We start from the raw sequence: 22,477 nt of genomic DNA, 5'->3' as shown, positions 1-22,477 counted from the left end.
ACAAAGGAAAGAATGAAAATTTTCTAAAAGGTAAAAATATAATTCGGTGGTGTAATACAAAATATTTATATTAGATAAAAAATTAACTGAATGAAATTTTTATATCGAATAAATTGGTTCAATAGAGCCAATAACTTTAACTGGACAAATACATTAATTGTGAAAACTATTCAGAAGAGTAACCATACAAAATGTAAATCTGAATTCAAATCTGATCTTTCTGAGGAAGAAGTTAGATATGAAAACTAGACCTCGGAAATTCAAAAAATATTCATTGACCGAAAAATAAAAGTTTAAAATTATAACGGTTAAAAAGAACTTTCAGGACTCTATTTAAGTAATCAGTAGAAACCCTCAGAGCCTTTGGCACATGCATGAAACATGAGAAACTTTATACTGGTGTTAGAGATTTTCATGGAAAATAATGTGGCATTATACTGTGATGCCTTTCGGTTCATGCCACAGCATTTGCAAGAAAGAAGATTTTTACTGGTTAAGCATTATATATTAATTTTAAAATGTACAGGTGAGCTGGTGAGCCTTAATATAAACAGATATAAATGTGGATACTGTGGTGCCTGTGTGGGAGTCTGCCCTAAAGGAGCACTCGAACTTGTAGAGACCTGGGTCGAAGTAGACGAAAGTACGTGCATTACGTGCGGGATATGCGATCGAATCTGCCCTGTCGGAGCAATTGAGGTAATGAAATGAAGGACAGTTATGATGTTTTAGTTATAGGAGCAGGGCCTGCAGGTTCCATTGCCGCCAGAACTGCAGCCGAAAAAGGGCTGGATGTACTTTTAATCGAAAAACGCCAGGAGATAGGTGACCCTGTACGCTGTGCCGAAGGCGTGAGCAAAGTATATCTCAAAAAACACGTGGAAATTGACAATAGATGGATTTGTGCTGACCTTAATGCCTCCCATATTTACGCGCCGGATGGTACAAAGATAGAGATGGCAGAAGAAATCGCTGGTGGGGAAGTAGGCTACGTCCTTGAGAGAAAAGTGTTTGACCGGGCACTTGCAGAACAGGCCGCCGAAGCCGGGGCGGAAGTGAGGGTAAAAACCAGAGCAACCGGACTTATCATTGAAGACGATTTTGTCAAAGGAGCCAGGCTCATGCATCTTGGAAAAGAATACGATGTACGGGCCAAGATAGTAATAGGTGCTGACGGGGTAGAATCAAAGGTAGGCAGATGGGCAGGCATTGATACCTCTTTAAAGCCGATAGATATAGAAACATGTGCCCAGTACCTGATAGCTGGATTGAACATAGACCAGCACCACTGCGAATTTTACATAGGTAATGAAATTGCACCGGGCGGCTATATATGGGTCTTTCCCAAAGGCGGTGGAAAAGCCAATGTAGGGATCGGGATTCTCGGGAGCAAGACTGGAAAATTCAAACCAAGACCTGTAGACTATCTTAACAAATTTCTGGAAACGAAATTTCCCGATGCCAGGATAGTCGAGATGGTTTTCGGAGGAGTTCCGGTTTCTGGGAGCATTGAGAAAACTTCCACTAACGGACTTATGCTGATCGGAGACGCTGCCCGCCAATCCGACCCTATCACAGGCGGTGGAATTCTTAACGCAATGGATGCCGGAAAGATGGCAGGAGAAGCTGCATATACAGCTATATCCGCAGGAGATGTCTCCTTCGAAAAACTCGAAGAAGTTTATGAGAAACCATGGAGAGCAACCCTGGGTCACGAAATAGACATGAGCCTCATCGTAAAGAATTGCTTTATCAATCTAAGCGACGAGGACCTGAATTCGCTTGCTTATTCCCTGAAAAATGTAAAATTCGAGAGAATGAGCCTTCTTGACCTGTTACAGGCCCTCTTTAAAGCCAATAAAAAACTTCTCTGGGACCTTCGAGTACTTTTCAAAGACGCCGCAAAAGAAGTGGTAAAGAATAAGATGAACGCAGACTAAATGCAATATAGAGTAAGATGTAACGCCTGGAAGCCCAGGCACTTTCTTCCATTTATTAGACTTCTTTTTTAGGAACACCGAAGCAGAATCCCCGCATTTTCAGACGTGGGATAAATGCTCAATCTGTCTCAGCATCACGTTTTTAGCTCTGGTGAGACATTTGTTTATAATCCCAGAGAAATTTGAGTAAATTAGCTCTCCTGAGAGCTTTGAAAATATAACCTTTTTCCAGGGATTACTCCGCTTGAGCGAACGAAGTGAGCGAAACGGCCCCGTCCTCCCGAGACGGGACTCGGGTGACGGAACTCAGGTGACGGGACTCGGGCGATTACTTGCTCCAGAACTCAGGCGTAAAAAGTAGAATTACAGTATAGACTTCAAGCCTACCAATCCACATATTTGCAATAAGGACCAGTTTACCCAGAGGTGGAATAGGAGCAAAACTGCCCATTGGACCTACGACATTCAGACCCGGCCCTATATTACCAAGCGTAGCTATGGATGCAGTAAATGAAGTTATAATATCCATGCCCAGGACCGAGAGGATCAGGGTGCTTAAGAGAAAGACAAGCAGATATATGACAACAAATGAAACAATCGAATTGACAATCTCATCGGGCACATTTTTATTGTTAAATTTAACGGCTTTTATGGCTCTAGGATGAATGGCCTTGAACAACTCCGCTCGACTGTGCCTGAGGAGAATAAGGACACGCACAACCTTCATGCCTCCACCTGTAGAACCGGCGCAGCCTCCAATAAACATCACCACTATAAGTACCATTTTGGCAGAATCGGACCAGAGATTAAAATCTGTTGTCGCAAATCCTGTACTTGTCATGATCGAAACTATCTGAAAAATGGCAAATCTGAATGAGTTAAAAAATCCTGTGCCCATATCCCGCCAGAGCAGAATAGCAAGAATCGCGGTTGCTGAAAGGACCAGGACTGTATAGAAACGGAATTCATCGTCTTTAAAAAGAAACTTTTTGTCTATGTAAATTGCCCGATAGTGAAGCGCAAAGTTTGCACCAGCAATGAACATGAAAAAGGTTATTATGAACTCAATAAGGGGGCTGTTAAAAGCTTCAACGCTTAGAGCGTAATTGGAAAACCCTCCACATGCCATTGTAGTAAAAGTATGATTAACAGAATCATAAAGGGAGACTCCCGCAAGCAGGAGGACAATAACCTGAAGAAGGGAAATTGCAAAGTAGACTACCCAGAGAATTCTTGCAGTTTCCTTTACCCTTGGCTTTAGCTTATCCTCAGTAGGCCCAGGCGCTTCGGCCCGAAAAAGCTGGCGGCCTGCAACTCCGAGTTTGGGGAGGATAGCGATGAAAAGCACAATAATACCCATGCCACCAAGCCACTGGATCATTCCTCTCCAGAAAAGGATGCCTTTTGGATGGTTTTCTATGTCAGTAAGAATTGTTGAACCTGTAGTGGTAAATCCGGACATGGATTCAAAGATTGCGTTTAAGGGAGAAATCCCATCCAGCATGAAAGGAATTGCACCGAAAACAGCGGCTGCAAGCCAGCTCAGGGCAACGATTGCAAAACCCTCTTTGCGCATCCATTCTTCTTCAGTCTTATAGGTGAGCAGGAGAAAACCTGTAAGGGTAGTTATTAGAATCGAGACCAGGAAAGGAGTTAAGCTCTCTCCGTAATAATATGCAACTCCGAGAGGGACTACCATGATCAGTCCCAGGAGCCGGAGCACACCACCAAGTGCATATAAGACAACTCTAAAATTCATGTGGTCCCTCGATTTTAAAAACTGATATACTGTTTTGAATTTTTTATATATATTATTTACTTAAAAAATTTTTCCACTGCCGAAACCGCGGAAGAAAGCGCAAAAACTATTACCCTATCTCCTTCTCGAATTATGGAATCTCCTCTAGGTATGATAATGTCATCATTATGAACAATAGTGGTAACGATTGCATCTTTAGGGAACTTGACCTTGTTGAGGGACTTTCCTATAATTTTCGAATACTTTGAAGTCGTGTACTCTATGATTTCCGCCTTTTCGCCTTCCAGCATGGTAAGCTTTTCGATACCTTTTCCCATTGTAAGCTTAAGCACTTCATTTACGGTTGCTTCCCTGGGGCTGACTGCCATATCAATCCCAATCATTTCAAAAAGAGGCACATAGTCAGGGCGGTCAGCTCTTGCGATCACTTTCTTTGCCCCCATTTGCTTTGCCAGAAGCGAGCACAGAAGATTTTTTTCGTCATTGTCCGTAACTGCAAGCACGACATCCATGTCTTCGATATTCTCTTCCCTCAGAAGGTTGACGTCAGTGCCATCCCCATTTAAAATAAGGGCGTTTTCCAGCATCTCTGCCACTTCTATGCAGCGGTTCTTCCTGTACTCGATAATCTTGAGGTCGGCGTTCTCATCTTTGTCTATCAATTTGGCAAGATAAAAACCCACAATACCGCAGCCTATCAGGAGAATTCTATTTCTGTGAGGCTCCACGTTTCCGAAGACACGGCCAAGTTCTTCCAGAGCTCTGGGCTTGCCTACAACTACCATGTGGTCGTTTGCCTTAATTAGATCATTTCCATGAGGAATAATTATTTCATGCTCTCGAAAAATCGCACTGACAATGCAGCAATCATCAAGCATGAGGTCCTGAATCTGCTTTCCTATAAGTTTGCCTTCATGCCGGATGGCAAATTCCATCATCTGAACTTTTCCTCCGGCAAAGACCTCTGTATCTATAGCTGACGGGCTCGAAAGGACCTCGGCAACCTCCGAGGCGAGCGCAAGTTCAGGACAGATCATTGTATCGACTCCAACCTGAGACCTTGAAGTTACAGGCACATCGATATAATCAGGGTTGCTAACCCTTGCAATTGTCTTTGTTTCTTTCCATCCTGGATGAGACCTTATGATGAGTTTTGCAGTCATACAGGCAACAATATTGACTTCATCAACGCCTGTGACAGCAACCAGAATATCCGCATCGTGAATAATATTGGCGAGAATATCAGCGTTTGCACCATTTCCCTCCAGAACCTGTACATCGAGTTCATCGGCCCTTCGTGCGACATCCTCATCTTTTTCGACAACAATTACATCGTGTGTGGCGGAAAGAAATTTTGCAATATGATATCCAACCTCGCCTGCCCCTATCACTATTGCTTTCATAAGGTTCCCTCGAAAAAAAAAGCTTGATTCAAAATAAATTAACCTGCTTACTTAAGTATTCTTTGGAAAAGGGAACTTAAAAGGGCATATTATAAGGAATACTCTTTATGTAGAGGAATAGCTTAAGGTTCAGAGCGTTTAAGATATCTATTTTTATAGGACGAAGCGTAAAACCCCTGAGTCTTTACAAGTGGTCCTACAATTACCCTCAGTAATAAAAGAATTCCTTCTTTTTTGAATTAAAGGTCTTATTTGCTTTTTTTAGCACTTTTTTATTACCAGTAATAATTGTCAAACAGCCTGTTTAGCTGAGTGGTAGTTCACTTTACGATGACAACACCCTTCATGGAAGGCTCAATAGAGCAGTAGTAATTATAAGTCCCCGTTTTCGTGAATGTATGATCGTAAGAATCCTGACTTGTTATGTTACCGGATGAGAAATCAGTTCCCACGACCGTGTAATTAGTTGAGTCAAGATTTGTCCATCTTACAGTATCACCGGAAGATATTGTGATTGAATCTGGATAAAATTGAGAATTCTCAATTTTAACGTAATATGTCTCGCCTTTACTCGTACATCCGATTACCAGAAATATGCTAAATAAAACCATCAAAAGAATAAGCCCAGATCTCATTCTTTTCCCCCATCAAGATGGAATTAGTTCCAATCGAAAAATTTTTAAAATTATTTTCATCCCTCAATTTGAGGGTAAATAGTTTTCAATCCCCTAAACAATAATATTATCATTAATATTTAAAAGGGATATTTAATTGTATGTGAAAAACTTAAATTTTTTGAATCAATTCTATTGTAACAAATGTCTGAATATACCTTAAAAGAGTTTCTCTGCTTTTCGACCCCATATATTCATAAAAAGTTCACTTCTTTATAATTCAATCGGTGATTATATAATTTTTTGAATAATATCCCAAAAGCAGTAGCAAGTAAAGCATCATGGTTTTGTGAAACATTTTTAAAAATTTGGATACACTGAATAAGTCCAAATACTAGGACTCAGATTGTGAGTTGAATAATCTTGTGTGAATTTGAGGTCTTTATAATTGTTAGTAACGACTAAAAAATAGGTAATAGGCGTGAGTTTTTGAAAAACGTGGGCAGAAGAACCTCTCTACATTTTTGGAAAATAATGAAAATGTACTCGTTTTTTGGGAAATGATCAATTACTCACGAACATAACCAAGAATAAAACGAAGGCTAATAAGAATGCAAGATAACGGAACACCGAATAAGAAATTAAAGTCATTAAAAACTTTAATTATTGGAGAGCCACGTAACCCTTTTGATACTGATATTTTCCATAAAGTTTCTTTAATAGCGCTCTTCGCATGGGTCGGTCTTGGATCTGATGCAATGTCTTCTGCATCATATGGTCCAGAAGAAGCATACCTGGCATTGGGAGATCATATTTACCTTGCCATATTTGTAGCACTGAGTATTATACTAACTATTTTTGTAATAAGTACTAGCTATTCACAGATAATTGAATTATTCCCTACTGGTGGTGGGGGATATCTGGTTGCCAGCAAATTGCTATCCCCGTCTCTTGGAATGCTTTCTGGCTGTGCACTCCTTATAGATTATGTCCTTACGATTGCTATTTCGATAGCAAGTGGTGTAGATGCCATGTTAAGTTTTCTACCATCAGGCTGGCATGTATTCAAATTAGGATTTGCTCTTTTTGTAATTATGACAATTATATTATTGAATTTAAGAGGGATTAAAGAATCAATTATATTTTTAATACCTATATTCGCATTATTCGTAATTGCTCATGTCATCCTAATAATATATGCTCTCTATTTCCATGCAGCAAATATGCCGACGGTGGCGAGTAATACTGTAACTGATGTCCATAATATAGCATCCGGTGCAGGGCTCTCAGCGTTGATTTTTATTATCCTACATTCGTATAGCATGGGTGCAGGAACATATACAGGAATTGAAGCCGTAAGTAATGCAGTTCCGGTAATGAGAGAACCTAGAGTGCACACTGCTAAGAGAACTATGCATCTAATGGCGATTTCGCTGGCATTTATGGCAGCAGGATTAATGCTTACTTACATATTTTACCATGTTTCTCCAGAATCTGGAAAAACTCTGAATGCTATTCTTTTTGAGAATATTACCAGACCGTGGGGAACTTTAGGTCACTACTTTGTAATAGCGACTCTTGTATCTGAAGCAGGACTTTTGTTTGTAGCCGCACAAACTGGATTTATAGACGGTCCACGAGTACTGGCAAACATGGCACTGGATAGATGGGTTCCTACCAGGTTCGCAACGCTGAGTGATAGACTTGTAACACAAAACGGAATCTTAATAATGGGCATCTCAGCATTAACTATGGTCTTTCTGACCCAGGGATCGGTCGAACGCCTGGTAGTCCTTTATAGCATAGCAGTTTTCATAACATTTATTCTGTCTCAGGCAGGTATGGTTCGTCATTGGTGGCAAGTTAAAACGAAGGTGAAAGACTGGAAAAAGAGATTCGTTATCAATGGTACCGGGCTGCTTATGACAATTTTGATATTGATGTCAGTAATAGCCGTTAAGTTTGGCGAAGGCGGATGGGTAACACTGCTTATAATAGGCGCCTTTGCTGGAGTTGTTATTCTCATAAGACGCCATTACGACAATACCTCAGAGCTGATTAAAGAACTGAATGCAAAGACCATCAATTCTCCTGAAGATATGAATCTGATTAAGAATGATATGCCTGATAAGACTAACATGCAAGATAAGACCGCAGTGCTTCTTGTGAACGGTTTTAATGGTTTGGGGATGCAGGCACTATCCACTATATTCAAATTATTTGGTGGAATGTACAAGAATTTTGTATTTGTACAAATTGGTGTAATCGATGCTGGTGTGTTCAAAGGAGCAGAAGAAATTAAAGAACTCCAGACCGAAGTATGTAAAGACGTAGATAAGTACGTAAAATTAATTTCATCACACGGTTACTATGCCGAAGGTTTTACTGCAGTAGGCACTGACGTTGTTGAAGAGATTACAAAACTGGCACCGGAGATATTAAAGAAGTTCCCTAATGCCGTATTCTTTGGTGGACAGATAGTCTTCCCGAATGATTCGATACTCACAAGGTGGCTACACAACTATACTGTCTTCGCATCACAGAGAAAATTGTATGCAGATGGCATTCCTTTCGTAGTTTTGCCAATAAAGGTATAAAATGGCTGCAAAGACTAAAATCTTTTAAGACTAAAATCTCTTAGCTTTGTACTCATTTCCTGAGCCTTTGCCAATTTCTTAATTAATGCTTTAATCTTAGATTAAAAGCATTAAATTCCTTTTTTTAAGAAAAAATTACTGTTAATTACTCAGATATTCAACCTTCTAACTTGCCTTTCAAAGATGTGTGATTTTACGATATCTAGAGACTTTGTTTGTGTACGCCTAATAAAAGGAGAGACCTTACGATAACGATTTTGTTAGGATGGCAGGTATTTCTTTAACAAAATTTTTGAAAGATTTTCGTACCTGTAGCTTTATTTTTTGTTGTATCCTGAAATGATTTCGCAGACTCACACCATTTGGAAGTCTAATTCATAATACAATCGCAGGAGACGCAAAAAGTTAAATGTTGAATAAATTCCAATTTCATTTTGGTATCGTGGAATGATTGCGTAAAATGAAACAAATTCAAAGTTTAAGTAAAATAATGTGCCATCTGTATGCGATATACAACTGTAATAAAAGATATTTAAAAAGCGAAATAATTTTGGGATAAAACACGAATAAAAACGAAATCAATAGATTTTTTAAAGTGAATTTAGTAGTTAGGATCAACAATTCATGCAAAAAGAAGAAGTCGCTTGATGCTGATTTTAAGGAAAATTTGTGGCAAAAAACGCATTTATTTGAAAGGAAAGTTTAAAGAAAAATGGTAAAATCTCAACTCTTTTTAAACTCTATTGAACTGGTTGTTTGAGATCTTTGTGAACTTTTATCGATCTAAATTGGTCTTATAAAGTTTTATTACAAGTTAAATTCAGAATTCAAGCTCAAGCCCTACAGGACAGTGGTCCGACCCCATTATTTCACTGTAAATCGAGGAGGATTTTACGTTTTCTCGTAGATTTTCGCTTATGAAAAAATAGTCCAGGCGCCACCCTACATTTCTTTTACGTGCGCCTGTTCTCATTGACCACCAGGAATAATTTCCACCTTCGCGATTAAACATTCGAAAGGTGTCAAGATAGCCAGCAGCAAGGAATTTATCCATCCATGCCCGCTCTTCAGGACGAAAACCGGATATCATTTCATTTTGCCTGGGACGGGCAAGATCGAGCTCTTTGTGAGCGGTATTTACATCCCCGCAAATGACAAGTCTTTTGCCTTCAGTTTTGAGGGCATTTGCGTAATCTAAAAAAGCTTCGTAAAAATTCATTTTATATTCCAGGCGTTCCAGAGAGGCTTTGCCATTGGGAAAATAGATATTCATTAAGGTAAAGTCCTCAAAATCAGCCCGCAGAAAGCGGCCTTCTCTATCGAATTTTTCGATTCCCATGCCAGTTTCGAGCTTCAGGGGCTTTTTCCTGGAGAAGAGCCCAACCCCACTGTAGCCGTTCTGTTCTGCTGAGACAAAATAATTATGGTAGCCTGGAATGTTCTTTGCTTCTCTCGGGAGTTTCTCAGGAGAAACTTTAGTTTCCTGAATGCAGACAATATCAAATTTCTGTTCCAGCAAAAGCTCAAGAAAACCTTTTTTCATTGCAGCCCGAAGGCCGTTTACATTCCAGGAAATGAGATTATATTGACCAGACATTTTTTATCCCTAGCGATTTTTTGGAATTTTACATTACAATAAAGGACCCGAAGAAACAGAAGTTAAGCCGTTAAACTGAATTAAGTAAACAAAAGTAAACTGAGAATAATTCAAAGTTTTAGTAAATAAATGCTCCCTATTCTATACAAAAAACCTGCTTTGAGGATCTCAAATCAGCTTTTAGAATCTCCAATCTGATACCCACTTTTTGCAACCTGTTTTTTGTAGCCGTTTTTTCAGTTTATAATTGAGTCGATATAATTGAGTTGATCCCAAAACTCCCAATTGTTTATAATCTCATTTTTAAGTTTCCTTTCCTCTTTCGGAGTAATTATACGTTGAGTAATTATATATTAAAGAAAATAAAAGTACAATTGCTAATTTCCTGTAATTTGCTTCACACGCCATTGTCCGACTGACTTAAGGCTAAACTTGAATATATGGGGGAAATTTCATAAGATAAACCGGTTGGGGAGCCGTGATGTTATGGATCTTGATGAAAAGATAGACATGATAGGGCGTTTATATCTTGGGCTTGAACAAATAGAAGACTGTGAGGAATTCTCATCTTTGATTCCCGAGGTTAGAACAAATTTTGTTTATGCCTCAAAAGAATCAGCCACTCCTGAAGATGTTCTTGCAGTCGATGGGAGGATTTCGGTAGTTGATGGGTTTCCGAAAGCTATAGGAAGAATAAAATTCGGGGCTTCTGGCTATATGGCTCATCTTCTGCTAGAAATCCGGAAAAAAGATTCTGAGATCAGGTCTATTATAGATTTTGCGAATAACCCGAAGATTGCCGAGTTTTTGAAAGATTACTGTAAAGAAAAGAAATGGAATTTTTCAGTTGTAGACAGGCGCTTTGAACCTGATAATATGAAGGATACAGAAGGGGAGGCCATCTCATGGCTGGTCGAAGAGGCTATTCGGGCTGCAGGGGGAAAAATACCCAGGATCTTTTACGAGACAGGTGCAGTTGGAAAAGAGCCGGTGAGTATTCTTCTAGGAAAAGACCCGCTAGAGGTTGCAGAACAGATCTGCGAGCTTGCCAGAAACTACCATGAATCAGGGCAAAGAACGAGATTAAAAGAAAAGGCCATTGGGTGAAAAACAGAAAATGGTACCGAAAGTGGGGAGGAGCGGGGAAAGGGTCATAGAAGCCCTCTCCTCCCATGGAGTAATGAAGAAAACCAGTTTTTCGGCTCTTCAATATTAACCGGCATCAGGAGGTTGGGATTGCCGAGTTCGAAATCCATTTTGAGATGCGCGGTTTGTTCGCATTTACACAATATTAAATAGTATTTTTGAATATTTAAAATTATGTGCTGTGTTAGTATACCTCATGATAGCACGCCACAATTAATTTAATATTTTGAAAAACCATCGTTTTTCTAGAGAGTGTATAGTTGCCAGCTATAAGAGTCCTCATAAGTACGATTAAAGAAGCGGTCTTAAAATTGAAAACAAAAGTATGAGCACAAAATGAAAAAAAGAAGGATATAAATCAAATCTCTCGTGTGAAAAGCAGAAGAAAGAGATAAGTATTGGCTCTTTTCAAATAGGCTTAAACATCTCCCGAGTTTCCAAGCTCAAGCGTCCTTCCTGCTCCGTCAACGATTGTCTTTTTTCCGTCCACATCGATGAACCTTACTGAGACATTTCCATCCTTGTCGTATTTTGTCCAGACCGTGGTATTCTTATCTTCGGACCACATGTACTCGAAGCTGGAAGTATTTCCTTTAGTACCGGTTTCTACACAAGCTCTACAGAGAGTTTTGTTTTCAAATCTTTCGGTTCCGGTAATTGTCAAATTCAGGATTTTTCCGGTAGCCGGATCTTTGACCTGAAGCTGAGAACCTACAGGGCACGAGCTGCCATTACCTGACTCAGGAAAACTGACATTTATTTCAGTCTCATTATTTGAAACCGATAATTTTGTTCCCTCTTTAAAGATACAGCCAAAGCTGAGAAATGCTGCAAGAATGAGCAGGATAACTAAAACTCGTTTTTTTGACAAAATCTACCACCTTAATTCGTGAATTTCAATTAAAATATTCAGAGCTTTTCACTCCATTAAATGCCTTTCATTTAAATTTTAGACTATACTTTAGAATACATTGAACAAATATAGGACTTACGCACTTGAGGAAAAAAATCAATTACGACAAAGACTGTGGATTGAAGTAACGTCTTAGACAGTTTACGGTCTGATGCTGTTGATTTTACGGTCTAATGTTGTTGATTTTACGGTTTAATGCTGTTGATTCTTCAGTTCAACTGCATAAGTCTCAAAATATTATCCACTGTAAAATAAAATCTCGGATTCAAATTTCAAGATATATATTTAGAATACATTGAATAAATCTGGTTAACAGTCATTTTTATACAGAGTTCTTGGTTCCTGCGCATGATAACATATCCTGTATCAAGCGTTCTAGTTGATATTGCAGTTCAAGATAACACTCATTTTTTAATTAAGAATAAAAAGTAATATATTTTAAAATAAGAATATATATCTTTTAAAGCAAGAATGGAAGATATGCCTTTATTGTATCATAAAAGGGAGTGGATAGAACGGACGGAAGTCATTTCAAAAGAATTCTGATTGCAACCGATGGCTCGGAAAATGCAGAAAGAGCGGCTTCTTATGGAATTAATCTCGCAAAAACAGCAGGTTCTGAAGTGGACGTTCTTTGTGTAATTTCGACTCAGCATGCAGTAACTACACGGACGGTCAAGGGCTGGAGCGAAGGACTGGAAGAATATCTTACGGATAAGGGGAGAGCTGCAATTAACTATGTCGAAAAACTGGGAAAAGAAGCCGGGCTTGAAGTTAAGCCCGCGTTCCTGAAAGGCATTCCTGCTGATAAGATCCTTGAATATGCTCAGGAAAACAATATTGACCTAATAATAATGGGCACACAGGGTCTGACAGGCATCAAAAAATTCCTGATTGGTAGTGTTGCAGAAAAGGTTGTAAGGCATTCAAGAATTCCAGTGATGGTTATTCGGTAAATGCAGGCCTTATGGGCCTGCTAATTCTTATTTACGATGTCGGAAATTTTTTCTTAGATTTATTCTTAGATTTGCTTTAGGGCTATTTGTTTTAGGGCTTGTTCGTAGATTTATTCTTAGATTTGCTTTAGAGCTATTTGCTTTAGGGCTTGTTCGTAGATTTATTCTTAGGTTACAGCCTCAATCTTCAAAGATTCCTGCGCCTTTAAACACATCTTTTGCTTCTTCAAGGCTCAAGTCTTCAGGGGGCACGATAATATCGGATTTCAGAAGCTCTTCCGCTTCAATCGGCTCCCCTTTTTCCTTTATTTTGGAGATCAATCTGGCAAGTTCGCTTCGGAACTCTTCGACTTTTCCTTCCTCAACAAGAACCACAATCCGGTTATCAATCTGGTTCAGTTCGTCACAGAGAGCTTCAGGTGCCCTGTACTGGCCTTCACCCATAATCCTGATTATCAACTTCAGACCTCCTTTCGTTCTTCCGTGCTTTCTTCTCCGGATTTTGCTTTTTCAGGCCCTTTTCCGGACTCGGCCTTAAGTCTGGCAAGTTCGGATTCTACATTACTCTGGGCACTGATTTTTGCAAGTTCCCTATCAATTTCGTCCCTGCCGCCTGTAAGATCTTCGAGTGTGCCAGCTTCCATAAGCTCGTCAATTGCCTCAGCCCGCGCTTTCATTTCTTCGGTTTTATTTTCGGCCCTTTCGAGCGCAAGACCCACATCTGCCATTTCTTCGCTTATGCCGGTAACAGATTCGTTTACTTTCACCTGGGCCTCAGCAGCTGAGTACTGGGCTTTAATCGACTCTTTTCGGGTCCTGAAAATTTCCACTTTCGTTGAAAGGCGCTTTTCCGAGGCTATTAATTTTTCCTGCTGCTTTTCAAGATCTGCAATTTCCCTGTCGATTCCTTCGATCTGTTGCGCAAGGGCTGCTTTTCTCTCTAGGGCCAGCCTTGCAAGATCCTCCCTACTAGCAGCAACTGCATCTCTTGCCTGCCCTTCAAGCTTGTCTATATTTTGAACCAGTTTTGCACGCTGGAGTTCAAGGCGCTTTTTTGAACTTGTAACTTCCGCAACTCCTCTTTTCACGTTCTGAAGCAGTTCAAGTTGCCTCTCATAGGAATAGTCCAGTGTTTCCCTGGGGTCTTCCATCTTGTTAAGCACTGTATTCATCTTCGATTTAAATACTGTTTCCATCCTTTTGAATAATCCCATGTACTTTCCCCTTTGCTTTTTTTAAAGATCTCAAGTCGAATAGATTTGCAGTTTCCGTGCTTTCGTTATTATTTCTGACAAATTTTTTCCGACACCTAATCCGGTATTTCTGTTATTTTTGTATATTTGTTTTTTATCTATTTTTCGTTGGAGTAATATAATTAGCTTACCTATATTCCTATCTGTGAACTACCACTCAGCTAACTGAGTAGCTTCTTGAAAAAAAGGCTTTTAAACCTCCAAAATCAAAAACTGAATACATTCAGAGCATATAACATAAAATAAAGTCTTGGAAAGTTATGGAAATGCAAAAGCCGAGAGGAAGCTGAACAATATCTTAAAAATGGTATTCTTGGGCAATTCATGGCAGATTAGAAGCAATAATTGAGGTTGCTAATACCGTTAAAAGTCATTGGGATGAAATCCTAAACTATTTTGATTCCAGGGTCACTAACGGAGTTGTGGAATGTATTAACAGTATTGTACAGTTAATAAAAGAAATGCGAGAGGGTATCGTTACCAATCAAGTCTCCACTATTTCTATCTTCTTTCTTTAGGTGCACATATTTTAATTCATTTCTGTTTTAAATATATCATTGAAAAGTTCTAATTTAAACTATATATTGTTACCAAAACAAATTGAAGTATTAATTTTTAAGATATTATTACAGAATAATGTTAATACTTAAATAGTAAATCGCCATTATAATTCCTACTAAAAAAGTTCATTTTCCTTCTGAAACTTCAAAAAGTATTGATATTTTGCAAAGAAGGAATATGTTAAGTTATAAATAAAAACGCTATGGGCAACACTCTACAAATATAATACTCTTCGGAAAAGGAGTACAGAAAAGCTGTAGATGTCGCCAGGGAATAAGGAGACTAAACAAAAATAAAGGGGAAATAAAATGGAAACTGAAAAGAAAGCTGGATACATTACCGAACTTCCTATCGAAATTCAAAGAATGTTTAAAAATCTGGATTTTCCTATAGAAAAGAAAGGGATTATTGAACAAGCAAGAAAAAGTAAAGCAATTCCGGATATACTGCGGGAACTTGGCATGCTTCCTGACAAAAAGTACAATAGTGCTGAAGATATTGCAGAGGAACTTCATAAAACTTACATGGGGGTCCCAGTCTAAAAAAGTAAGTAATTTTCTCATTTGTTTTAATATTCTGCCGCATTTGCGGCAGATTTATTTTCAATGATCTTATTCCTGATTTTATAAAGTGCTCTATAATTAAATTTTCCCGATATTTTTATACTCTCTTTACATAATGTCCTTAAGGGCTTCAGAAGCTGTATAAACGCTTCCAACTCCAAAAATGTACTGCGTTATTCTTATTGCCTGCATTACTTCTTCTTTTGTCGCCCCTTCCTGCATGGCCTGAACTGCAAGGAATTTTACTCCGTTTACCGCACCATTAGCTGCATCCAGGGACATTGCAAGCAGCAATTTGTACTTGAGAGGTATTCCGTCCTCCACGAAAGCAAGTTCGCGTGTATTTTCAAGCAGGGCAAATAATTGAGGGTCCTGGTCCACAATAACCTGTAATGGATTTTCTGTCAATGTATCATCTCCGTTTCTCTTGAGAAAATCTTGATTTTATTGCCTATTCCATTTATTAGATCCGCTTTTTAATTATTATACCCATCCATTAATTTAAAGTCCTTCCTTCGAACTTTTGACGATAAAAAAGATGTTTTTCGGGTATAATGATCCTGCAGCACTTTATTGAATCTGAAAGAGTTGTCAAATTTCTTTTGAAAATATATCTGAAAACTTCCCTCCACGCCCGCATGCTCACGAAGGGAGCAGATATCGGGCGGTCGCTTGAAAAAAAGAAGAAAAGTAAAATCGGCAGCTATCATAAAAAGAGTCTTATTATCTAGAAACAAGAACTGGTAAAAAAATAGACCAATTTATCGAAGGAGAAGGTGATGTTTGATTTTTATTTTATATTGATTTAGATAAAAGCTCCGTATTTTCACTTATTTCCAAGTAAAAATGTTCTTAAAATTGAGCTAAAATAGCTAAAATCTAGAGGTTTTACCCAAAGCCTCTGCATAAACGATAAAACAAACTTTATGGAACTTAGGCACATTGACCTAAAAAATAGTGGAGGGAGGGGTTTTAACCCTCAATTTTGCCTTCGCATGTGGGTTTACGTCAAAACATACCTGCTCTACTAATTACTACATAGGAGGAGGAACTGTCCTCCACACCGAAGGCTCCTCCTAATAAAGTAATTATTGCCTTTATTTTATCATTCATTCCTAATCCTCTAAACAATTTAAGAATCAATGTCGTAATTGATGCTATAGAGAAAGTATATGTGACCTCCACTCATTGAGATATATAACTAGATTGAAAAGCAGACCTGCCAATCTTCTACTGTTTCCAATTAAACTCACTATGAAATTTAATTTCCAGTTGATTGTTTTAGTACTATTTTAATTTTGTTTTATCCATTTGTTTAAGGTCCATTAAGAACATAGATATGTATTATAAACTGTCTCTAAAACAGAGAAGATACGTAGGTTTTATAACAAAACATATGAATAAATTCTGCAGGATCGGCCATATCTGACACTATGAAGAGTAATTTTTGGTATTGTTTAGTTGTAAAAACTGATCTTCGGAATGGCTTCAGAGTTTAATGAAAATTTATCCCAACATCGTAGACTACACAGAATCCATCTAAAAACTCCCCTCCACGCCCGCATGCTCACGAAGTGAGCAGATATCGGGTGGTCGCTGGCAAAAGATAAAATATGAACATTTTGGAAAAATTAGTAACCTAATTTTAGTTCAGAAATCATTTTTTCGGCATCAAATTCATCTAATTCAAAAGGGTCTCTACCAAGATACTTACAGTATTCTTCTATTTCTTTCTCTCTATTGCAATATGATTTTAGTATAACAGTGCGTTGATGAATATTCATTCCACATGCTTGTTTAATTTCACACTTTGTTGATTTAATCCTATTATAAAAATCGATATATTTCTGTTCTTTTCCTGTCTCACCTGCATTCAACCATATTACGAACTCATTAAACGGAACACCGATAATTCCACATGCAGTAGGATATGTATGTCCTAATTTAATACATTTGCATAGTTTTGTTATCAACTTGTCGGTAAATTCAAAAGTATTCTCCATTATAGCCCTCGCAACTGCTTTTATTTATACACACATAATAAACTTAGATAAATACTCTCATAAACATTCTTAAATTAAATATTATTGGTTTTTAGCCGCAAATAATAGTATGAAAACAAAAACAAAATATGTTTATTTAAAACGGTAAACTCGATTTAATAGTAAAAAACTACAAAATTATTTTAAATTTAACCAAAATTTTGATACACCTTTGGTGAAATCATAATTTGGGGATGAGAACAATTCCATCCTCATATTTATGAAACAACGCGAATAATTTTGACAATAAAAAAGAAAAATTTAGGCATAGGGGTCCCTTAACGCTTTATTAACCCCAAAAGTCCTGCGTTCCTCGAGAGTCTTCCTATTCCTGTCGATCTTCTCCTTTGCAAGCTTCATGACGAGCCCAAGACCTGGCTTGATCTCTTCGATGGGCTTTGTCTCGAACAATCCCTCAGCGACTGCTTTAGACCAGATCTCGTTCCCTACCTTTGTGCGGATGAAGACCGTAGACCAGCCATCCGGGCTTCCAACCGAGCCAGTAGATATGTCAGCGAGATTAGATACATAATCGAGGCAGACATGGCAGCCTGGCTGCTCGTACTTATGCGTCTCCTTGAGAGGCACGGTAGCGACATTTCCGCGCTCGGTGTGGACAAAGAACTTTCCCTTCCCAAACTCCATCTTCTTCACGGAACTGAGGCTCTGGTTTGCGTGGTCTTCGACAAGGGCCTGTATGGAATCATATGGGAAGTTCACCATGCAGAAGAGCCCTACTGTGAAAGCGATCTTTCCTGGGACATCCCTCATGTTGATGGGATAGAGCTGAGCCTTCCTGACCGCCTGCATCTGGCAGCAGACGCCGGTGATCCCAACCTTATCGAGGCCGAAGGACCGGGGCGCCTCCTTGAGCCAGGAAATCTGGGGGCTGATGTTGTACTTCGCCCCCTGTGCCTTGAGGATGTCCTCACGGTTCATCGCAACAAACGGCCTGGGTTTCCAGGGCAGGTCTCCCTTGCCTGCCACAATAGCCCCGTCGATGATCCCCTGCTCAAGTGCATAAACCATGAGGGTGGTGGCGATTCCACCGTCCTGTGCTTTCCTGAGGATCTCCTTGTCCGTGCTCCGTGCCGAGACGCATGTCACGTATTTGCCGAGATACGGATCTTCAATCATCCTTCTCACCTTCATTAAGCGCTCCAGCAATTATCTCGCTGATTGCTTCGAATTCAGAAATCACATCGGAGTTAAAGAACGACCTCGGGCAGGCGCCATAGCAGGAGCCGCACTTGATGCAGAGGTTAAGGTCACCCTGCGGCTTCCCGAACTCGTGCGTGATCACCCTCACCGGGCAGGATGCAGCGCAAATGCCACAGCCTATGCAGAGTCCCTGGTTAATCACGTCGTTCATCAGGTCACAGAAGCATCCGGTCGTGCCGCGTTTCGCAAGGTCCATTAGAGGCTTTAAGTACCTGCCTGCAAGGGCCTTCTGATCCTCATTTCCTTCAAGGAGCAGGTACGCCATGATAACGACATTCCTTATAAGCTCAGGGCTTGGAGGGCATCCTGGAATGTAAACATCCACGTCAATGAGATCTCCGATAGGGAGGTAAGACTCGTGCTGAGGCTGATTATGCTGCCCGCCACGGCTGAAACGGGTGATGTTACCATAGCTTGCGCAGGAGCCGAGGGCCACAACAATCCTGGACTTATTCCGTGTCTCCTTTATATCCTCCACCGATTCACGGTCCTGGATGCAGACCGATCCCTCGACGAGTGCCAAGTCCATCTCCGGGATATGCCGAACGTCGGTAAGCGTGAGGCCGTAAACGAGGTCGGCATAGTCGTCCAGGATTTTAAGAAACCCCTGATAGTTATCGGCCACGGACACGAGGCAGCCGGTACAGCCGCTCAAGTGTACATGTCCGAGCTTGATCTTATTTGCCACTGGTTTCGCCTCCTTTGTACCTTCCACCTTTTTAAGCAGTTCCATAATTCATCCGATTCTCTTCAGTATCTCGGATTTCAGTATCTCGGATTTCAGCATCTCGGATTTCAATATCCCGGATTTCAGTATCCCGGATTTCAGTATCCCGGATTTCAGTATCCCGGATTTCAGTATCCCGGATACAGCGTCTGAAATGCTCTCTGTACTTCGTCTGTAATCCGTATGACCATCTCGGGAGCAGAAATGTACTTCTTCTGGCATGCAAGGATCCGGATCGGATACCATCCTAATATACTGGATCGGCTCGGCCAGACCCAGGAGTGGACATTCCTGTAACTCCCTACGAAGAGCTCGTTAACGGTGAGCCACCTGAGCTTGCGGGTCCCCCCAAAAATCCGCAAGTTTCCATTTCCTTCACCACTGCATAAGCTTCTGGGCGACTACTCTATTCTCCTCGTTCACCACTATCATATGGGTTGCACACGAGACGCACGGGTCATAGGCGCGGATAACCATCTCGGCGATCTGCCAGGGTGCTCCAGTCAGAGCGCGGCTGCAGGTAGGGAAGTTCCAGGTGGTGGGTACAAGCATCTCGTACCGCAGCACCCTTTCCTCCTTCACCCTTGCAATATGAACATCGGTCCCGCGTGGAGCTTCGTTCGCTGCCCAGCCCATAGATCCGTTTCCCAGAGGGATGTTTTCAGCAAGGACCTTGCCCGAAGTATCCAGGTTGTCAAGGCAGTTGAGGATGGTGTAGCAGCAGTCGGTGTACTCCATCTGCCTGGCGATGTGCTGGGCGAAGGTGCCTTTCTCGGTAAAGTGCTTGAAGGTAGCAAGCCTTGCCCTCGGGCCGACCTCAACAGGCTGGCCGTTGTAGGTCGGAACAGTATTGCAGGCCTCCATCCGAGGATTGACTCTGGTGCCAACCTTCGTGGTGCCGCCAATAGGATAGCTCGGGTCCTCAAGATCGACGGTTTCCTCACCCATGTACCAGTCTCGTGGTCGAGTCTCCTTCCATCGGGTGAAATCCCACATGGGCTTCTCGTCCAGACTGGATGAGCCGTACATTGGAGCTGTGGCCATGACCCCCTGGTTGTGGTATCCAAGCGTCCTGGGAAGCGGGATCTGCTTGCCTGCAACCTCGACAAACTCCCGGTCCTGCATGTTTCTGATTACATCAAGCATGAACTCCATCTGCTCGTGGGCAAGGACAAGACCTTCTTTCGCCAGGTCGGCCATCTTCTGCTTTGCCCGAGTACTCACGTTGCGGTACATCCCGCCAACCCTCGGGTTTGAAGGGTGGATAGCCTCTCCGCCTGCGACGGCTCCAATGGTCTGTGCAATCTCGCGGATGCGGAAGATCCTCGTTGCAATGCTCCTTAAAGGCTGCTCCTTAGAAAACGGGTTGATCTTCGTTTCCGTACCCGGGATGTAAAAGTCCGGGAGGATCAGGATATTGTGCAGGGCATGGCTGTGGAAGCGGTTTGCTGCATGAAGAATGAACCGCAGGAGCTTTGCGTCCGTGGGGACCTCGCAGCCAATCGAAGCCTCCATAGCCTCAATACCCGCCAGGGTGTGGGCAATGGGACAGATACCACAGACCCGGGAGGCAATCTTTGGGACCTGATCCATTGTTTTACCTATGGCGAGCTTTTCAATACCCCTGACCGGGGTAATGGAGAGCCAGTCTCCTCGCTCGACAATACCCTCATTATTCACTTTCAGGGTGAGCTTGGAGTGGCCTTCGTGTCTCGTGGTTGGAGAGATCTCTACGACTTTTGTCAATGGTATGCCTCGTTTTCTATTCGGTGTTCTTCAGGCTGTACCGCAGTTGAGGCACTTTCTGTGAGATTATTCTAAAATAGTTTCCTATACACCCTGGACATAAAGTACGTTAACCCCCCTTATTTTCTCCATTGCACAGCTATCGTTTTCGATTCGAATACAAAAAATTTTGATCGATTTAAAATTCACAAAGCCCGGTATTCCTAAAACAATATTTAGATCAGTCCTGAACTCCTGACTCATCGTAACTCCTGACTCATCGTAACTCCTGACTCATCGTAACTCCTGACTCATCGTAACTCCTGACTCATCGAACTTTCTACGTGAGAAAGTTGAGGTTAAAGGAGTGATATATCTGGTATGTTGAGGAATGAATCTGAGATCTTCAGGAAATGAGCAAGGCTCAGAACATCGATGAACTATACCCCCCGCGTCTAAATTTAGACATGAACCGCAGATTTACCTTAAGGATTTCTTAGTGCTGTGCCTACAAGTATTTCGTTTCCAATTTAAATTCATGAAATATTATATTGACTTCTATATAATAACGTTGTGTCTCGCATAAGTAGCCTGCCAGACAGCTCTATTTTTCTGTCTATACAACCATAAGCTGATTTCTAGCTTAAGCTACCAAATTGTCTGTTTTCGCCATTTGGCGTATATTTCAAAGCATCCAAACTTGAATCGTCATTATACCATAAAAATCAAACTAGTTTCTGTAATTGATAAAGACTAGTTATTTATAAACGGCCAATTGTTATTTTCTTATTAATCTATAATTATTTATATTCAAAGAAAGCAATTTTATTCACCAGATTCAAATGATCTAATTTGTTTGGGGGTAAAGGATGAAAGTGATATTGAGAATTCCTCTGCTGATCCTATGCTTAGCTCTTTCTCTGGGATTAACGCAAGCGCAAACTGGTATGACTGGATGTATGACCGGAAATATTACTGAGAATATAATGATCAATGATATGGGTAACGTAACCGGAAGTATAACTGGAACCATGATCTGCAACATGACTGGAATGACTGGAATGCAAAATATGACCGGAAATATGAGAAATATGCCAATGATTGGAATCATAACCGGAAACATAACCGGGGATCATATAACCACAATGCAGAATATGACCGGAAATATGGAGAATATGCCAATGACTGGAAACATAACCGGAAACATAACAGTGTATATGAAGAATATGACAGAAATGCAGAAAATGAAAAATGCAGAAAATGACAAAAATGCAGAATGTGCCCGGAACAGAGAAAACTCATAACTAATCTGTTGCTCGTGGACTCAGTTTCATAATTTAGTGATTTCTCATTTTTTCCGTCCTTAAAACTTCACTTTTCTCTGCTAACTGCTCAAACAAACTGTAATAATCCTTGAGAAACGATTTCTTTGGCAAGAATGCCAAAGAATTATTTTACTC

The 22,477-nt window shown here is 40.5% G+C and carries 20 protein-coding genes and 1 pseudogene; 8 read left to right on the top strand and 13 right to left on the bottom strand.

Features of this window, described 5'->3' with window-relative positions:
• Positions 1-534: 534 nt before the first annotated feature.
• Positions 535-711, top strand: coding sequence for a 4Fe-4S binding protein (locus FXW07_RS15845; RefSeq protein ID WP_048123860.1), 177 nt, complete (start codon positions 535-537; stop codon positions 709-711).
• Positions 708-1,940 carry a digeranylgeranylglycerophospholipid reductase gene (locus FXW07_RS15840; protein WP_229396262.1) on the top strand — a complete coding sequence of 411 codons (1,233 nt, stop codon included), beginning with the start codon at positions 708-710 and terminating at the stop codon, positions 1,938-1,940. The genes FXW07_RS15845 and FXW07_RS15840 overlap by 4 nt, the downstream gene beginning before the upstream one ends.
• A gap of 328 nt (positions 1,941-2,268) precedes the next feature.
• On the opposite strand, the gene FXW07_RS15835 is transcribed toward FXW07_RS15840, so the two are convergent.
• The 3 genes from FXW07_RS15835 to FXW07_RS15825 form a co-directional block, all read right to left on the bottom strand.
• Positions 2,269-3,699 carry a TrkH family potassium uptake protein gene (locus FXW07_RS15835; RefSeq protein WP_229396261.1) on the bottom strand — a complete coding sequence of 477 codons (1,431 nt, stop codon included), beginning with the start codon at positions 3,697-3,699 and terminating at the stop codon, positions 2,269-2,271.
• Between the two features lie 56 nt (positions 3,700-3,755).
• Entirely contained in the window at positions 3,756-5,102 is a 1,347-nt protein-coding gene (trkA, locus tag FXW07_RS15830; RefSeq protein WP_229396259.1) for a Trk system potassium transporter TrkA, read from the bottom strand.
• A 320-nt stretch (positions 5,103-5,422) separates the two neighbouring features.
• Complete coding sequence (locus tag FXW07_RS15825) at positions 5,423-5,737, bottom strand: cupredoxin domain-containing protein (RefSeq protein WP_229396257.1); 315 nt, start codon at positions 5,735-5,737, stop codon at positions 5,423-5,425.
• A gap of 590 nt (positions 5,738-6,327) precedes the next feature.
• Here FXW07_RS15825 and FXW07_RS15820 point away from each other — a divergent pair.
• Complete coding sequence (locus tag FXW07_RS15820) at positions 6,328-8,313, top strand: APC family permease (RefSeq protein ID WP_229396256.1); 1,986 nt, start codon at positions 6,328-6,330, stop codon at positions 8,311-8,313.
• Positions 8,314-9,133: 820 nt separating this feature from the next.
• Here the strand turns inward: FXW07_RS15820 and FXW07_RS15815 are convergent.
• Complete coding sequence (locus FXW07_RS15815; RefSeq protein ID WP_229396254.1) at positions 9,134-9,910, bottom strand: exodeoxyribonuclease III; 777 nt, start codon at positions 9,908-9,910, stop codon at positions 9,134-9,136.
• Between the two features lie 486 nt (positions 9,911-10,396).
• Between FXW07_RS15815 and FXW07_RS15810 the strand changes: the two genes are divergently transcribed.
• The gene (locus FXW07_RS15810) at positions 10,397-11,017 is read left to right on the top strand and encodes a thiamine-phosphate synthase family protein (protein ID WP_229396252.1); all 621 of its coding nucleotides are present in this window, start codon (positions 10,397-10,399) and stop codon (positions 11,015-11,017) included.
• Positions 11,018-11,474: 457 nt separating this feature from the next.
• Here FXW07_RS15810 and FXW07_RS15805 read toward each other — a convergent pair whose 3' ends face one another.
• Positions 11,475-11,927 carry a hypothetical protein gene (locus FXW07_RS15805; protein ID WP_229396250.1) on the bottom strand — a complete coding sequence of 151 codons (453 nt, stop codon included), beginning with the start codon at positions 11,925-11,927 and terminating at the stop codon, positions 11,475-11,477.
• Positions 11,928-12,475: 548 nt separating this feature from the next.
• On the opposite strand from FXW07_RS15805, the gene FXW07_RS15800 reads away from it, so the two are divergent.
• On the top strand, positions 12,476-12,925 hold the full coding sequence (locus FXW07_RS15800; protein WP_229396248.1) for a universal stress protein: 450 nt from the start codon (positions 12,476-12,478) through the stop codon (positions 12,923-12,925).
• A 180-nt stretch (positions 12,926-13,105) separates the two neighbouring features.
• Here FXW07_RS15800 and FXW07_RS15795 read toward each other — a convergent pair whose 3' ends face one another.
• Both FXW07_RS15795 and FXW07_RS15790 read right to left on the bottom strand, forming a co-directional pair.
• Positions 13,106-13,384: a hypothetical protein gene (locus FXW07_RS15795; protein WP_048117508.1), complete on the bottom strand. Its 279-nt coding sequence runs from the start codon at positions 13,382-13,384 to the stop codon at positions 13,106-13,108.
• A gap of 2 nt (positions 13,385-13,386) precedes the next feature.
• Positions 13,387-14,139, bottom strand: a complete 753-nt coding sequence (locus tag FXW07_RS15790; protein WP_229396246.1) for a PspA/IM30 family protein — start codon at positions 14,137-14,139, stop codon at positions 13,387-13,389.
• Positions 14,140-14,358: 219 nt separating this feature from the next.
• Between FXW07_RS15790 and FXW07_RS15785 the strand changes: the two are divergent.
• A pseudogene (locus FXW07_RS15785) lies at positions 14,359-14,656 on the top strand (transposase); the annotation flags it as partial.
• A 391-nt stretch (positions 14,657-15,047) separates the two neighbouring features.
• Complete coding sequence (locus tag FXW07_RS15780) at positions 15,048-15,281, top strand: DUF2795 domain-containing protein (protein ID WP_229396245.1); 234 nt, start codon at positions 15,048-15,050, stop codon at positions 15,279-15,281.
• A 129-nt stretch (positions 15,282-15,410) separates the two neighbouring features.
• Here FXW07_RS15780 and FXW07_RS15775 read toward each other — a convergent pair whose 3' ends face one another.
• From FXW07_RS15775 to frhA, 6 genes are all read right to left on the bottom strand, one after another.
• On the bottom strand, positions 15,411-15,710 hold the full coding sequence (locus FXW07_RS15775) for a carboxymuconolactone decarboxylase family protein (RefSeq protein ID WP_048120545.1): 300 nt from the start codon (positions 15,708-15,710) through the stop codon (positions 15,411-15,413).
• Between the two features lie 1,223 nt (positions 15,711-16,933).
• Entirely contained in the window at positions 16,934-17,305 is a 372-nt protein-coding gene (locus tag FXW07_RS15770) for a hypothetical protein (protein ID WP_229396243.1), read from the bottom strand.
• A gap of 300 nt (positions 17,306-17,605) precedes the next feature.
• Positions 17,606-18,481 carry a coenzyme F420 hydrogenase subunit beta gene (gene frhB / locus FXW07_RS15765; protein WP_229396241.1) on the bottom strand — a complete coding sequence of 292 codons (876 nt, stop codon included), beginning with the start codon at positions 18,479-18,481 and terminating at the stop codon, positions 17,606-17,608.
• The gene (gene frhG, locus FXW07_RS15760; protein ID WP_229396239.1) at positions 18,474-19,298 is read right to left on the bottom strand and encodes a coenzyme F420 hydrogenase subunit gamma; all 825 of its coding nucleotides are present in this window, start codon (positions 19,296-19,298) and stop codon (positions 18,474-18,476) included. The genes frhB and frhG overlap by 8 nt, the downstream gene beginning before the upstream one ends.
• The gene (locus FXW07_RS15755; RefSeq protein WP_229396237.1) at positions 19,285-19,518 is read right to left on the bottom strand and encodes a hypothetical protein; all 234 of its coding nucleotides are present in this window, start codon (positions 19,516-19,518) and stop codon (positions 19,285-19,287) included. The genes frhG and FXW07_RS15755 overlap by 14 nt, the downstream gene beginning before the upstream one ends.
• A 149-nt stretch (positions 19,519-19,667) precedes the next feature.
• The gene (frhA, locus tag FXW07_RS15750; protein WP_229396235.1) at positions 19,668-21,038 is read right to left on the bottom strand and encodes a coenzyme F420 hydrogenase subunit alpha; all 1,371 of its coding nucleotides are present in this window, start codon (positions 21,036-21,038) and stop codon (positions 19,668-19,670) included.
• Between the two features lie 848 nt (positions 21,039-21,886).
• Between frhA and FXW07_RS15745 the strand changes: the two genes are divergently transcribed.
• Entirely contained in the window at positions 21,887-22,321 is a 435-nt protein-coding gene (locus FXW07_RS15745; RefSeq protein ID WP_229396233.1) for a hypothetical protein, read from the top strand.
• The last annotated feature ends 156 nt before the right edge of the window (positions 22,322-22,477 follow it).

The organism is Methanosarcina sp. DH1 (genome assembly GCF_020804205.1).
Lineage (GTDB): Archaea > Halobacteriota > Methanosarcinia > Methanosarcinales > Methanosarcinaceae > Methanosarcina > Methanosarcina vacuolata.
This window is presented reverse-complemented; position numbering and strand designations above follow the sequence as displayed.